Genomic DNA, 14,747 nt, shown 5'->3' on the forward strand with positions numbered 1-14,747 from the left:
TCTGCCCCAATCGTCCCGCGACCGCTCAGGAGCAGCCGATGTCACCCCATCCCAAGTCCGTGATTCGCTGGGTCGAGGACGGTGCCGAGGCGTCGGCGACTTGGCATTCGGAGAGTCACGTCCCAGCGCCGGAGCACGTGGTCGTGATCAGCGACGACGTCACGGCCGACCAGGCATTCCGACTCGCGAAGTCCGGGACGGCCATGCTCTGGCGCGGGGACTTCCACAACGGCCGCCAGCTGGTGCAGGCGATGGGACGGCGGTTCAAGAAGCAGCAGGAACGCCAGACTTCACGGCAGAAGAGCCGGTCGCACGACAAAGCGAACGGTCAGCACAGCTTCAGCAGTCAACACAGCTTCAGCAGTCAGCGTCGGGCCACGGCAGATCGTGCGCGCCTGCTCGGCCATGTCGTCATCGAACTCGGTGCGGGCTTCGAACTCGACCTGCGCCGGGCCCCGGACGTCAGCGCCGCCTGCCGCGCAGCCTACGGGGAGCCGAGCGGACCCATGTGCGTGTCGCTGACCGAACTCAACGGTGTCCTCAGTGCCTATCAGTGGCAGCTCAAGGGAGTGGACGTACCTGCTCTGGGCGAGACCATTCATCCTCGCTTCGGTGTGTTCTCGCCGATCCGAGGCGAATACGTCGACCTCGTCGCACGGACTCCGTTGCCCGAGTCACTGGCAGCAGGTGCGGCAGTCCCTGAACCGACAGTGACCCCTGAACCGACGGCAGCCCGTGGATCGACAGCGTTCGATCTCGGCACCGGCACCGGAGTTCTCGCCGCGTTGCTGCTGCGCCGTGGCATCGCTCGCGTCGTGGCCACTGACATCAACCCGCGAGCGGTGGCATGCGCCCGCGAGAATCTTGGTCGCCTGGGCCTCGACAACATGGCCGAGGTCGTCGAGGCCGATCTCTATCCTGAGGGCGCGGCTGTGGGCGGAACCACTGACACGCCTCGGGCCGATCTCGTCGTCTGCAATCCGCCCTGGCTGCCCGCGCAGCCGACGTCAGCGCTTGAAGCTGGTATCTACGATCCGGACTCAGACGTGCTGCACCGATTCCTCGCCGGACTTCCCGCCCACCTCAACCCGGGCGGCGAAGGCTGGCTCATCATCTCCGACCTGGCCGAGCACCTCGGACTGAGGACGCGGGCCGACCTCCTCGCACGCATCGCCGGGGCGGGACTGACGGTCATCGACCGAATCGACACCGCTCCTAGACACCCTCGGGCACGGGATGCCGAGGACGAACTCCACGCCGCTCGCAGCCGCGAGGTGACCTCTCTGTGGCGCCTTCGACTCACCTGACGGACCTGACCGGACTGTGTCAGTGCCTGCGGATAGAATGGCGATCGTGACTTTTCCTCGTGTTGGTGTGATTGGCGGAGGCCAATTGGCACGTATGCTTGCCCCTGCCGCAGAAGCCCTCGGCGTCCGATTCTCCGTCCTCGCGGAGACAGCGGATGCCCCGGCCACCCAGGTCATCAATGAGGTGACCGTGGGCGACTACACGGACTTCGCGACGCTCAAGGCGTTCGCGGAGACCGTCGACGTGGTGACCTTCGACCACGAACATGTGCCCCCGGAACATCTGCAGGCGCTGACCGAGGCGGGCCACGCGGTGCGCCCCGGGCCGCAGGCTCTCATCTTCGCCCAGGACAAGATCCTCATGCGCGAGAAGATGGACGAGCTCGGGCTGCCGAACCCCGCCTGGGCCCAGATCAACTCTGTGGCCGAAGCCGAGGACTTCGCCGCTCGAGTCGGCTACCCATTCATTCTGAAGACTCCGCGCGGGGGCTACGACGGCAAGGGTGTACGCGTGATCGAGTCGATCGACGAGGTCGCCGATTGGCTGCGTGAGGTTCCGCAGCTGCTCGCCGAGGAGAAGGTCGACTTCACCCGTGAGCTCGCTGTCATGGTCGCACGATCCCCGATGGGTCAGACCGCTGTGTGGCCGGTCGTTGAAACCTGGCAGCAGAACGGAGTCTGCAAAGAGGCGATCGCGCCGGCTCCGAGCCTGCCCGCCGAAACGTCGACGGAGATCACCGCTGCGATCCTCAAGGTCGCCGGGGCCCTCGACGTCACCGGCGTTATGGCGATGGAGATGTTCGAGACCGCCGACGGCTTCCTCATCAACGAGTTCGCCATGCGCCCGCACAACACCGGCCACTGGACCCAGGACGGGGCCGTGACGAGTCAGTTCGAACAGCATCTGCGCGCCGTCCTCGACCTGCCCCTCGGCAGCCCTGCAGCCCGGGAGGACGTGTCCGTGATGGTCAACATCCTCGGCGCCGACCACGAGGATCTCTACCAGCCCTATCTGCACGTCATGGCCCACGACCCGGCAGTGAAGGTCCACCTCTATGGTAAGAGCGTGCGCCCGGGTCGCAAGGTAGGCCACGTCAACGCCTACGGCCACGACCGCGAGCTCGTCCTCGCACGGGCCCGTCACGCCGCAGACTTCATCGCCGGAGTCGACGTCAACCCGCACCCGCAGATGCCGGCCCCGGCCGATCTCGATGCCAATTCCGGCTCACCTGCCACATCTGCGACCTCTGCTCCCGCCGATCCTGCACCAGACGAAAGGGCCTGATATGCCCCCTGCAACAGACGACGCGAACCTGGACGCCGCCTCGGCGAGTGAATCCGCTGCGAATCCTCAAAACAACTCTGCGAATCCCGGCACCGTGCGAGTTGGGATCGTCATGGGCTCGGATTCGGACTGGCCGACGATGAAGGCCGCCGCCGAGGCGCTTGAGGAATTGGGCATCGACTCCATCGCCGAGGTCGTCTCCGCTCACCGCATGCCCGAAGACATGGTCGAATGGGCGAAGACCGCAGCCGATCGTGGACTGCGCGTCGTCATCGCCGGCGCCGGGGGAGCGGCTCACCTGCCGGGAATGATCGCCTCGATGACGTCACTGCCGGTCATCGGCGTACCCGTCCCACTGAAGTACCTCGACGGGATGGACTCTCTGCTGTCTATCGTGCAGATGCCCGGAGGCGTTCCCGTGGCCACCGTCTCGATCGGAGGGGCGAAGAACGCGGGCCTCCTCGCGGCCCGGATCCTCGGCGCCGGTGAAGGCGAGGAAGCCGCTGCGATTCGCTCTCGACTCGACGAGTATCGAAGCCAGCTGCGGCAGGTCGCTCTCGACAAAGGCAGTGCACTGCGGCGATAATAGAGCTACTTAACGATCGATCAGTTCTAGGAGTATGATGTTCGACCTTTATCAGCCCAGCGAAGAACACGAAGAGATTCGCGCCGCTGTGCGCAACGTCGTCGAGAAGAAGATCACGCCGTTCGCCGCCGAAGTCGACCAGGATTCTCGCTACCCGCAGGAAGCTCACGACGCTCTGGTCGAGACCGATTTCTTCGCCGCGCACATTCCCGAGGAATACGGCGGCATGGGTGCGGATGCACTGGCTGTGGCCATCATCATCGAAGAGGTCGCACGTGGGTGCGCCTCATCCTCCCTCATCCCAGCAGTCAACAAGCTCGGCAGCTTGCCCGTCCAGCTCGGCGGCAGCGAAGAGATCAAGCAGAAGTACTTCCCGCAGGTCGCCCGGGGTGAAGCCGGCTTCTCCTACGGGCTCTCCGAGCGCGAAGCCGGCTCCGACACTGCTTCGATGAAGACCCGTGCCGTGCGCGACGGCGATGACTGGATCCTCAACGGCGTGAAAACCTGGATCACAAACGCCGGCGAGTCCGAGTACTACACGGTCATGGCTGTGACCGACCCTGACGGAGCACGGGGACGCAACATCTCAGCTTTCGTCGTTGAAAAGTCCGATGAGGGCTTCACCTTCGGTGAGAAGGAGCGCAAGCTCGGCATCAAGGGATCGCCCACCCGCGAACTCCTCTTCGACAACGTCCGACTGCCCGGCGACCGGATCGTCGGCGAACCGGGTGAGGGCCTGAAGATCGCTCTGCGCACCCTCGACCACACCCGCGTGACGATTGCGGCACAGGCCGTCGGCATCGCACAGGGTGCTCTGGACTATGCGGTCAGCTATGTGAAGGAACGTCAGCAGTTCGGCAAGAGCATCGCTGAGAACCAGGCGATTCAGTTCATGCTCGCCGATATGGGGATGAAGCTCGAAGCCGCCCGGTCGCTCACCTACACCGCCGCTGCGAAGAGCCAGCGTTTCGACGATGACCTCACATACTTCGGAGCCGCCGCGAAGGCCTTCGCCTCGGATGCGGCCATGGAGATCACCACGGATGCCGTGCAGCTGCTCGGCGGTGCGGGCTACGTCGTCGACCACCCGGTCGAGCGGATGATGCGCGATGCGAAGATCACTCAGATCTACGAAGGCACTAACCAGATCCAGCGCATGGTGATGGGCCGCAAGCTCATCGCCTGAGTCCGGTCACGCGCAGAACCTGTCCTGCTCGGCAGAAGATCCTTGCCTTCGGGCGGGGATCTTCTCCTGTGCGGGGCCCTGCGTGGGACCCTGTGTGTGTCTGCTGGGTATGTTCTGCTGTGTGCCTGACGGGAGCGAATGCCCTCGTTGAGGATGCGCCGCATCGGCTCGGTTGGGACCTTCGTGAACGTCCTCACACTCTGTGCGACATGCGCAGGGCGGATGTGCAGGGTTCGGGGACATGCACGCGACACAATGGATGAACACAGAGGACTCTGACAATTTTTTGGCACAGTAGTTCCTGTGGCGCAGCGTCCGAACAGTCGGTTCGGGCGGCCGCATCAGCAACGAGCACGAGGCAAAGGCAGGTCAGTGGCCGAAACGAGATATGTCGACCCCATTCGCTACCCGTCGTATGCCTCGCAGCCGACACGGGACGTGCGGGCGTGGGTTCTTCTCCTCGTGACCGCGCTCATTCCCGGTGGCGTACAGCTGCTGTTCCGTGCGCGCCGGTGGGCCAAGATCTCACTGTCCATCACCGCCATCAGCTGGATTCTTGCGATCATCGCTCTTGTGGTGATCCTGATCAACAAGACGTTCCTCTTCACGATCGGCACGAACCCGTTCATCCTCACGTTTCTGTCGATCTGGGTTCCCGTCATCGCGATCAACTGGGTCGTCTGCCTCTTCGATTCACTGCGACGCATCAAGCTCGTCACGGTCTCGGCCCGGGCCCGCAAACGGTTCGTCGCGGCCTTCTGTGCCCTTGTGCTCATCGTCGTGGGTCCTCTGGCCTGGGGAACGACAATGCTCAACTCTCAGCGCGGACTGATGAGCGACCTCTTCGCCTCGGGCAAGGCGGCGAAGCCGGTCAACGGGCGCTACAACATCCTCCTGCTCGGTTCCGACGCCGGTAAGGGACGCACCGGCATCCGCCCAGACTCGATGTCGCTGGTGTCAGTCGATGCGAAGACCGGAAAGACCGTCATCATCGGACTGCCGCGCAACATGCAGAACGTGCCGTTCCCCAAGGATTCCCCCCTGCACAAGCACTATCCGCAGGGATACGACTGCGGCAACGAATGCCTCCTCAACGCCGTATTCCAGCAGGGCGAGCGGCACAAGGATGAGTTCGAGGATCCGAAGATGGCGGGGGAGCAGGCCACGATGGATGCCGCCTCGGCGATCACCGGCCTCGAGGTCCAGTACTACGCCATGGTCAACCTCAAGGGCTTCCAGAAGCTCATCGACTCACTGGGCGGCATCACGCTCGTCTCAGGCAAGCGGGTGCCGATCTCGTCGAAGGTCGACCCGACGACCGGTCAGCACGGTCCCGTCAAGGGGTGGATCGAGCCGGGCAAGCAGAAGCTCGACGGTTTCCATGCACTGTGGTTCGCCCGGTCGCGGGAATTCTCAAGTGACTACGAGCGCATGATCCGCCAGCGCTGCGTCCAGACCGCGATGGTCAAGCAGCTGGACCCGGCGACGGTTCTGACCCGCTACCAGAGCATCGCCAAGGCGACGCCGGGGGCAGTGTCGACATCGATCCCGCAGTCGCAGGTCGACTCGTTCGTCGACCTCGCGTTGAAGGTCAAGTCGCAGAAGATCGAGTCACTTGACCTGACTCCGCCGAACGTGACACCATCACATCCGGACTTCGCCGAGGCTCGACGTCTGGTTGCCAAGAAGATCGATGCTTCCGAAAAGGATGCTGAGAAGGACAAGAGCGCCCAATCGGCCTCGGGAACCACTTCAGGAGCCCGTGCAGGTGTGTCTGCGGGGCTCGGAAAGCATCTCGGTTCACAGCCGCAGACCGTTGCTCAGGGGAGCACGGACAGCAGTGCTGACAAGGGCGAAAGCGCCGATGCGAAGGCAATCTGCTACGTCCCGTGAGACGTCGATCACGCAGTGGGTCTTGTGTGATCATGACCGAAAGCGTGAAGGCAGGCATGATTTCCGAAAAAACTTTCCCTCGGTGTGTCCCTTGAGAACACTGGGAACCACACCGGTGTAACTTGATTATTTTGTTATTTGGCTAGTCTGACACGCCGGAAATGTGTAACAATTTTGAGATGTTGGGGTTTCCCACCGTTCTGCCAACGGTGAAGCAACCCCCCGAGCCTGAACTTCCCTGACTTCCTCGAAAAGGCTGTAACGATGAAACACATATTGCCCACAGTTGCGGGCTGCGCTTCAGTTGCACTCGTTGGCACCCTGGCGATCACGGCCCCGACTGCCTTCGCGGCATCGAACGAGCCGGAAGTGACCCAGAAGGCGCTGAGCGTGAGCGAAGAGGGACTCAACGTCCCCGGAGCACGCGACTCCAGTGATCCCAAGGCCACTGCCGCCAACCAGAGCGCTACGAGCAATCTGCCGAACATCTTCAAATCGCAGACGGCTCTCGCCACGACGCAGGTGCCTGCCACCGTCAACGTCAGTGCGAACGCCTCGACCGGATCGATCAATCCCGTCTCGGCGGGTCTGACTGGTCCGAGCGATTCGAACGAGGCCGTTCCCTCAGAGGGCTCGGCGCCGGCAAAGGATTCCACGGACCCGTCCGGCTCGTCAGACTCGTCTAAGGAATCTGGCTCGTCTCAGGACTCCGGCTCGTCTCAGGACTCCGGCGACGACATCTCGGGTGGGGTTCGCCAGAAGACCGAAGACGGCGTCAACATCGCGCTCATCTCGGATGTGCTCGATGTTCCGTCGAACAACCCGAGCCTGGTCGGATTCACCTTCAAGGAATCGTCCTCCAACATCCGCATCCAGATCCGCACCAAGAGCGGATCCGAATGGGGAAGCTGGACGAGCCTTGACGAGGAGCCGGCGGATCAGGCGAAGAACGAAGGTTCAGAGCCGTTCACCGTCACCCACGCTTCGGGTGTGCAGATGCGCATCCTCGGCGATAAGGCCCCCAGCGACGCCGAGCTCGTGCTCGTCGACCCGAAGCGCGATGCCAAGGATGCCTCGGCTGTGGCTGACAACGCTCCGGTCGAACTGCCGTCGCAGGGTTCGACGTCGACCGATTCTGCCGACGATTCCTCAACATCGACTGACACTGCGGGAACCGGAAGCACCGAAAACGCCGCTGCTGCCGGAGAAGCCGAAGTCAGCAACCAGAACTACGTGCCAGGGTCTTCCTCTGTGCACTCCGTGGCCAAGACCAAGGTGCCCAAGCCGAAGATCGCTTCGCGCTCTTCGTGGGGTGCCAAGGCGTACAAGGGCAGCCCTGACTACGCGAGCAGCGTCAAGCAGACAGTGGTTCACCACACTGCCGGCTCGAACAGCTACTCGGCTCAGGATGTTCCTTCGATCCTCCGCGGCATCCAGTCCTACCACCAGTCGGGACGCGGTTGGTCGGACATCGGATACAACGTCATCGCCGATAAGTATGGCCGCCTCTGGCAGGCGCGTGCCGGTGATATCAAGAAGGCCGTCATCGGCGCCCACGTCGCCGGTCACAACACCGGTACGTTCGGCATCTCGGTGATCGGCTCCTACGACAAGGCTGCTCCGCCGAAGAAGACTCGCGACGCTGTGGCGTCTGCGATCGCCTGGAAGCTTTCGCTCAATGGCCTCTCGGTCAGCAAGAAGACAGTCGTCGCCCACCGCGACCTCGCCAACACCACCTGCCCAGGTGATGCGTTCTACGGCAAGATGGGTGAAATCCGCTCGACTGCTGCAGGAATCCTCAAGTCCGGAAAGTTGCCGTCCGACGATAAGAAGGACGACAGCAAAAAGGATGACAAGAAGGACGACAGCAAAAAGGATGACAAGAAGGACGACAGCAAGAAAAAGGACGACGGCAAGAAGAAGGATGACGGCAAGAAGGCGACTCCGAAGCCGAAGACTCCGCTTGAGAAGTATGCGGCCGATCACGCCAAGGAGCTCGGCAAGGCCGTCGGCAAGGAATTCGACGTCACGGGACTGACCGGGGGCAAAGGCCAGAAATACGAAAAGGGCACTGTCTACTGGTCAAGCAAGACCGGTGCTTACCACCTCGGTGGTGCCATCGCCAAGTCCTACAAGGGTGACGTCGTCACCCAGCTCGGGCTGCCCACCTCGAATGAGAAGGGCGGCCTGAAGGGCGGCGGTGCTTACCAGAAGTTCGCCAAGGGTGAGATGCACTGGTCCAGCAAGACCGGGGCGCACTTCTCCACGGGAACGCTGCAGAAATACTGGAAGGACAAGGGCAAGGAAAAGGGTCACCTCGGTTACCCGAAGTCCGATCCCGTATACAAGGACGGGCGAGGAGAGCAACTGTTCCAAGGTGCTCGACTCGTCTGGGCCGAAGGATACGGAACCACGGAGTTCTCGCCCAGCGGCACCATCACCGGCGGCGCGACCGACACATCGCCGCCAGGAGACAAGGCCACAGATGGCGGTTCGGCTGCAGACTCCGGGGAAGGTTCTGCAGACGACAAAAACTCCAAGGGTGACGATAAGTCGAAGAACGATAAGCCCAAGGCGGATAAGCCCAAGGCCGACAAGCCGAAGGATGACAAGAAGGACGACAAGTCCAAGGACGATAAGTCCAAGAACGACAAAAAGGACAAGAAGCCGTCCAAGGCTGAGCAGATCCAGGCTCAGCGCAACTCCATCGTCAAGGAGGCGAAGTCCCACCTCGGCGTGAAGTACGTCTGGGGCGGCACCTCGCCGACGAAGGGATGGGACTGCTCCGGCTACACGCAGTACGTCTATGGCAAGCACGGGATCAAACTGCCGCGCACAACAAGCCAGCAGCGTAATGCCGGGAAGGTCATCCCGGTGAAGGATGCCAAGGCAGGCGACCTGATCTGGATCCCCGGTCACATCGGAATCATCTCCGAGGCCAAGGGCCAGATGTACGATGCCGGCTCGACCCGCACGAACACGACGAAGCGCAGCTACAGCTGGATGCTCAACCGTGGTGCGAAGGTCATCCGCGTCGTCGGCTGACACCCGCTGTTCGACGTCGCTGCGGTGATGTCCGAGGAGTGCAGCGCCTCCGGTGCCCCGTGGCCGGTCCTGACAAAGGACCGGCGGCGGGGCACCGTTGCGTTGCCGGAGTCGAACAGCAGGTGAGCCCCGGTGAACAGCGCATGACCTGGGCTGAATAAATCGTGAAGTCACCATAGAATTGCAGGATCGGGCCAGGCGGACGCGCTACCGTTGAACAACGCGCGAGTACCAGGCGCGTGCATCCGATCAGTCCATCCGAAGGGGCTTACGACAGTGCGACGATTGCACAACGCAGTCAAGAACTTTGAGTGGGGCAGCACAGACGCGATTCCGGCGATTCTGGGCACAGTTCCCGACGGTACGCCCTGTGCCGAACTCTGGCTCGGAGCACATCCGCTCAGCCCGTCACGTCTCGACCTCGGCACCGCGGAACAGAAATCTGCGGGCGGCCGCAGTCGTCTGGCCGGCTCGAGTTCGTCCCTCGATGTGAAAACCGGAAGAGATGTCAGCACCGGACCCAACCTCATCGAATACCTCGCCGGCGATCCCGCAGGGCTTCTCGGCCATGATTCGGTCGAGGTCTTCGGGCCGCGGCTGCCCTTCCTGCTCAAGGTCCTCTCTGCGCAGAAGGCACTCTCGATCCAGGTGCATCCGGACCCTGAGCAGGCAGCCGTCGGTTTCGCCCGTGAGGAGGCTGAGGGGCCGGACCTCGATGCCCCGAATCGCAATTACAAAGATCCTTCGGCCAAGCCGGAGCTCATCTATGCACTCACCGAGTTCCATGCTCTGACCGGCTTCCGCCCACGCAAGGCCGTGCGTGCCACCTTCGAGCGCATGCTGTCGCTGTCGCTGAGCCCTGACTCGTTGGACTTCCTGGGCGACGTGATCGGGGCTCTGAGGCCCCTGAACGAGACGAAGGCATTCTCACGAGCTGTCGAGATGGTGCTCGGCGACCCTCGCTCGCCCGGCTTCGTCGACGAAGCCGCAGCCCAGACACTGGCGGAACCGCCCTTCGGTCACGCGAGCCGAATCGGTTCGTCGGTCGACCCCGGGCAGACGTTCCGCGAGCTTGTCGCCGACTATCCCTCGGATCCCGGCGTCCTCGTCGCGCTCATGCTCAACAGGGTCCACCTGCAGCCGGGGGAGGCACTGATCATGGAGTCCGGCGTCCTGCACGCCTACCTCTACGGCACTGGCATCGAGATCATGGCCTCGAGCGACAACGTGCTGCGCGGTGGCCTGACGAGCAAGCACATCGACATTCCAGAGCTCGGTGCCGTCGCGAAGTTCTCTTCGGCGCCGCCGCGGATGGTCGAGCCTGATCGTGACGGCATCCTGCTCGGCACGACGGAGGACTTCGCGCTCCAGGCGCTGCGCTGCCCTCGTCTGAAGAAGATCGAACGGCGAGGCGCGAGCATCGTCCTGTGTACGTCGGGAACCATCTCTCTGACGTCTCTGGGCTCGTCGGTGACCCTGTCGCGCGGAGAGAGCGTCTTCGTCGCCGCCAACGAGCCCACAGTCACCGCTGACGGCCACGGAGACCTGTTCGTGGCGACGACGGGTCTCGATACGTCGCTGCCGTTCGCCTGAGTTCCTCGCAGCGGCTCTTGCGCGGGAACGGTAACGGCCAGCGCTGAAGCATCACCCCAGTGGGGCGGGTTTCGACGATGGGCGTGTGCAGCGCCGAGTCGCGAACCGCCTCACTTATGCGAAGTGGACGCTTCGGAACGAAATCCTTGATCGGATTTGGACCGAAACGTCCACTTGTCTGTCTGCGAGGGCTGAATGGTTGTCTGCCTACGAGGGCTCAATGGGCAAGCTGTCATGGTGGGCAGTCTGCCCTCGTCACTTCACCACACTGGCAGTTCGCCTGAGCTGAGCGACCTGGACCGGCTGGCGGCGATCGGAGCCAGCCGGCGGGACGACTGTCTCAGACGTCGGCGACGGTCATGGTGGGGACGTCATCGGGGACGTTCACCTCGGCGCCGGTCTTCTCCTTGACCTCGTCGACGGTGACTCCGGGAGCCAGCTCGACGAGGGTGAACGAGTCTCCGCTGGCGTCGAGGACGGCGATGTCGGTGATAATGCGGCTGACCACGCGCTTACCTGTCAGGGGCAGTTCACAGGTCTTGAGCAGCTTGTGCGAGCCGTCCTTGGCGACATGATCCATGATCACAATGACGCGCTGGGCGCCGTGGACGAGGTCCATCGCCCCGCCCATGCCCTTGACCATCTTGCCGGGGATCATCCAGTTTGCGATGTCGCCGTTCGTGGCGACCTGCATCGCGCCGAGGATCGCGGCGTTGATCTTGCCGCCGCGGATCATGCCGAAGCTGGCCGCTGAGTCGAAGTACGACGCGCCGGGGGCCATCGTGACGATCTCCTTGCCGGCGTTGATGAGATCAGGGTCGATCTCATCCTCGGTCGGGTAAGGACCGACGCCCAGCAGTCCGTTCTCCGACTGGAGGACCAGGTCGACGCCCTCGGGCAGGTAGTTCGGCACCAGCGTGGGCATGCCGATACCCAGGTTGACGTAGCTGCCGTCCTCGAGCTCCTGCGCTGCGCGGGCGGCCATCTGGTTTCTTGTCAATGACATATCGGCTCTCCTCAGGCTTCGCGGACGGTGCGTTTTTCGATGGGCTTGTCGGCCACCTGTTCCGCTGTCAACGGAACGACGCGGTGGACGAAGATCCCGGGAACGTGGACGTCATCGGGATCGATCTCGCCGGGCTCGACGAGCTTCTCGACCTCGGCGATGGTGATCCGTGCCGACTGCGCGGCCGGGGGATTGAAGTTCCTGGCCGAGGAGTGGAAGACGAGGTTTCCGTGGCGGTCACCGACTGCGGCGCGAACGAGTGCGTAATCAGGGGCGAGTGACTCTTCGAGGACGTATTCCTGCTCTTCACCGAAGGTGTCGAAGACCCGAGTGTCCTTGGCCGGCGATTCCTTGACGACGTTGCCCTCAGAATCGTACTTCCACGGCATGCCGCCGTCGGCGACCTGAGTACCGGCTCCGGTGATCGTGTAGAACGCGGGGATTCCGGCCCCACCGGCGCGCAGCTTCTCAGCCAGGGTGCCCTGCGGGGTCAGTTCGACCTCGAGCTCACCGGAGAGGTACTGACGTGCGAATTCCTTGTTCTCGCCCACGTACGAGGCGATGATCCGGCTCAGGCGGTGGTCGGCGAGCAGAAGGCCCAGGCCTCGTCCGTCGACACCGGCATTGTTCGAGATCACCTCGAGGTCTTTTGCGCCCTGCTCCTTGATCGCTCGGATCAGGAACTCCGGCACGCCCACGACACCGAAGCCGCCCACGGCGATCGATGATCCATCTGCAATATCGGCTACCGCCTCGGCGGGAGTATCAACTACTTTGTCCATGCACCCAGTCTGCCACGGACCTCGCCGAGGCTGTCCGCCAGGTCCACAAGACGGGCGTCGTCGATCCCATTGGCCAGAAGAATCTCACCCCCGCCGAGGAGGTGGTTGAGAAACGCCGCCCACTGATCTGGTCGCGGGGTCGACTTCGACACGAGGATTCCCGCCGGGCGACCGGGTCCGGCTGCAGAGCCGTCCGCTCCCGGGGCTGCTGAGGCGCCGATATTCGTCCAGTCGATGTTCTCGCCGTCGATCTCGAGGGTGCCGGTCGCGGCCAGACGTCGTGGGGTGACGTCCGGATATGCGCGGATCGCGGAATTGACGTCGATGAAGTCCTCGTCGACCGGGGTGCTCAGCGCCAGCGCGGGTGGGTTGAAGACGAAGATCTCTTCGGCGTCGACGAGGTTCTCAGCCGATTCGTGCCCGAAGGGAACGAGGGCGAAGAAGTCGCCGTCGGGCGGCGCAGCTGTCGTGCCGGCTGTGGAAGCGTCTGTGCCGGCTGTGGAAGCGTCGCCGCTGGCGAGCACGACTCGACCCCCGGCCAGGAGCACGCTGAGGATCGCGACGAGCTCTCGCCAGTGCAGGCCCTCGGGCATCGGCGCGAAGAGGGTGAAGTCCGGGCCCAGGTCGTAGTCACCGAAGAGACCTACCCCTTTGTTGACCCAGTTGGCGACGACGGGTCCGGTGAGGTCGAGGCTGTCGTAGTCGGGACCGCGCCAGAGGAGGACGGGGCCGCCGGTGCGGCTGATGATGGAGAGATCCACGAGTGGATGACCTGCTTTCTGAAGTACGGGCTCGGAGCTGTGGTCGTTGGAGCTGCGTTCGTTGGAGCTGCGGTCGGAGGCAGGATGGGAGCGTTGCGGACGATCATCGAAGTGTGAGTTCTCTCAGGGGGAGAGCAGCCCGATGTCGATGATCACGCCGCGAGGGAAGGTGCCCAGATCGCCGTCTGCCCACTGCCACTTCGTCGATGCGCTCAGGTCCTCGGCATAGAGCGCTGTGTGCATGCGTTCGACGAGGGACCCGAGACCGACCATCGCTTCGAGCAGCGGCGGGCCGTCGGACTGCGCGGTCGCGGGGGAGTGAGAAGGGCTCATCGTGATCCTCGAGCCCGAGCCCTCGATGCGCATCCGCCAGGCGCCGTGCCCGGGGGTGCGGGAGTGCCCGGCTCGTACGACCCGGATCGCGCGGGAGACGCGCTCGAGGATGTCGTCGCCGTTGTCACCGGCTGCGGCTCGACCGGGCAGCTCGGTGACGCCGAGGCCCCGCTGGATCGCCTCGACGTGGCCGAAGCGGAACCAGTCCTCGACGATGTCGCGGTTGAGCACCTTCGCCCCGTCCCGACCGTTGTTCAGATACCCGCCGGCGCCCCGGACGAGCGCCATCGGCAGTCCGCGGGAGGAGCCTTTGACCAGGTCGGCGGCGGCGGCGATCTCATCGGCGACTGCACGCACGGTCACCGACTGCACCCGACCGTCGTCGTCGGGCTTGCCGCGCTGATCGTCAAGACCGGAGAATCCGGAGAGTCCGAGCGCGAAGTCGCCGACGCCGACCCGCCAAGGACGTGAGGTCGTGTCGGAGATGACGACGCCGATGCGCACGGAGAACGCCTGCTCGACTAAGGCGCGGAGGCCGTCGGCCGAGCGGTCGCTGTCGTGAGGATGGAGGACGACGGCGCCGCGGGAGTTCGACTGGTCGAGGCCTGCCGCCGCCTGGACGGTGCCGGAGTGTGTGCGCACGACTTGGACCGTGGTGCCCGAGGCATAGGTCCGCTCGGCAACTAGGTGGGCCGAGGAGTCCTTGACTAGGTCCTCGAACTCGGCTCTGTCGGCCACGCTGCACAGTCGCCCCTCGGCCTTCGACACGACCTTCGAGGCGATGACGAGGATGTCGCCGTCTTTGAGGTCAATCCGATTGCGACGCAGCGCATTGATCAGGATCGCGGCGAGGTCGGAACCGGCAGTGATGTCCTCGTCGACTGGTGGGGCGTAGACGGTGAGGAGGCGGTCGTTCATCGTCTGCTCCGTCTCATTCGCGAATTCGCGGCGGGCATCCCCGGCAGCGCAT

General features: G+C 63.7%; 11 protein-coding genes. 7 read left to right on the top strand and 4 right to left on the bottom strand.

Annotated features, from left to right (window positions below):
- Positions 1-38 precede the first annotated feature (38 nt).
- The 7 genes from MPN20_RS07415 to manA all read left to right on the top strand — a co-directional run bounded on the left by MPN20_RS07415 (position 39) and on the right by manA (position 10,895).
- Complete coding sequence (locus MPN20_RS07415; RefSeq protein ID WP_242780866.1) at positions 39-1,307, top strand: class I SAM-dependent methyltransferase; 1,269 nt, start codon at positions 39-41, stop codon at positions 1,305-1,307.
- Positions 1,308-1,344: 37 nt separating this feature from the next.
- Positions 1,345-2,592, top strand: a complete 1,248-nt coding sequence (locus MPN20_RS07420; protein ID WP_278189730.1) for a 5-(carboxyamino)imidazole ribonucleotide synthase — start codon at positions 1,345-1,347, stop codon at positions 2,590-2,592.
- 1 nt (position 2,593) lies between these two features.
- Entirely contained in the window at positions 2,594-3,178 is a 585-nt protein-coding gene (gene purE, locus MPN20_RS07425; RefSeq protein WP_278189731.1) for a 5-(carboxyamino)imidazole ribonucleotide mutase, read from the top strand.
- Between the two features lie 37 nt (positions 3,179-3,215).
- Positions 3,216-4,364, top strand: coding sequence for an acyl-CoA dehydrogenase family protein (locus MPN20_RS07430; RefSeq protein WP_278189732.1), 1,149 nt, complete (start codon positions 3,216-3,218; stop codon positions 4,362-4,364).
- A 372-nt stretch (positions 4,365-4,736) separates the two neighbouring features.
- Positions 4,737-6,257, top strand: coding sequence for an LCP family protein (locus tag MPN20_RS17495; RefSeq protein ID WP_242780868.1), 1,521 nt, complete (start codon positions 4,737-4,739; stop codon positions 6,255-6,257).
- Positions 6,258-6,521: 264 nt separating this feature from the next.
- Positions 6,522-9,302, top strand: a complete 2,781-nt coding sequence (locus tag MPN20_RS07440) for an NlpC/P60 family protein (RefSeq protein ID WP_242780869.1) — start codon at positions 6,522-6,524, stop codon at positions 9,300-9,302.
- A gap of 276 nt (positions 9,303-9,578) precedes the next feature.
- Complete coding sequence (gene manA, locus MPN20_RS07445; RefSeq protein WP_242780870.1) at positions 9,579-10,895, top strand: mannose-6-phosphate isomerase, class I; 1,317 nt, start codon at positions 9,579-9,581, stop codon at positions 10,893-10,895.
- 340 nt (positions 10,896-11,235) lie between these two features.
- On the opposite strand, the gene MPN20_RS07450 is transcribed toward manA, so the two are convergent.
- The 4 genes from MPN20_RS07450 to MPN20_RS07465 form a co-directional block, all read right to left on the bottom strand.
- On the bottom strand, positions 11,236-11,901 hold the full coding sequence (locus MPN20_RS07450; protein WP_242780871.1) for a 3-oxoacid CoA-transferase subunit B: 666 nt from the start codon (positions 11,899-11,901) through the stop codon (positions 11,236-11,238).
- 11 nt (positions 11,902-11,912) lie between these two features.
- Entirely contained in the window at positions 11,913-12,683 is a 771-nt protein-coding gene (locus tag MPN20_RS07455; protein ID WP_242780872.1) for a CoA transferase subunit A, read from the bottom strand.
- Positions 12,671-13,444: a hypothetical protein gene (locus tag MPN20_RS07460; protein WP_242780873.1), complete on the bottom strand. Its 774-nt coding sequence runs from the start codon at positions 13,442-13,444 to the stop codon at positions 12,671-12,673. Before MPN20_RS07460 ends, MPN20_RS07455 begins: the two co-directional genes overlap by 13 nt.
- Before the next feature lie 123 nt (positions 13,445-13,567).
- The gene (locus tag MPN20_RS07465) at positions 13,568-14,695 is read right to left on the bottom strand and encodes a coenzyme F420-0:L-glutamate ligase (protein ID WP_242780874.1); all 1,128 of its coding nucleotides are present in this window, start codon (positions 14,693-14,695) and stop codon (positions 13,568-13,570) included.
- Between the last annotated feature and the right edge of the window lie 52 nt (positions 14,696-14,747).

The sequence above is a fragment of the Brevibacterium sp. ZH18 genome, from assembly GCF_022748595.1.
GTDB lineage: Bacteria > Actinomycetota > Actinomycetes > Actinomycetales > Brevibacteriaceae > Brevibacterium.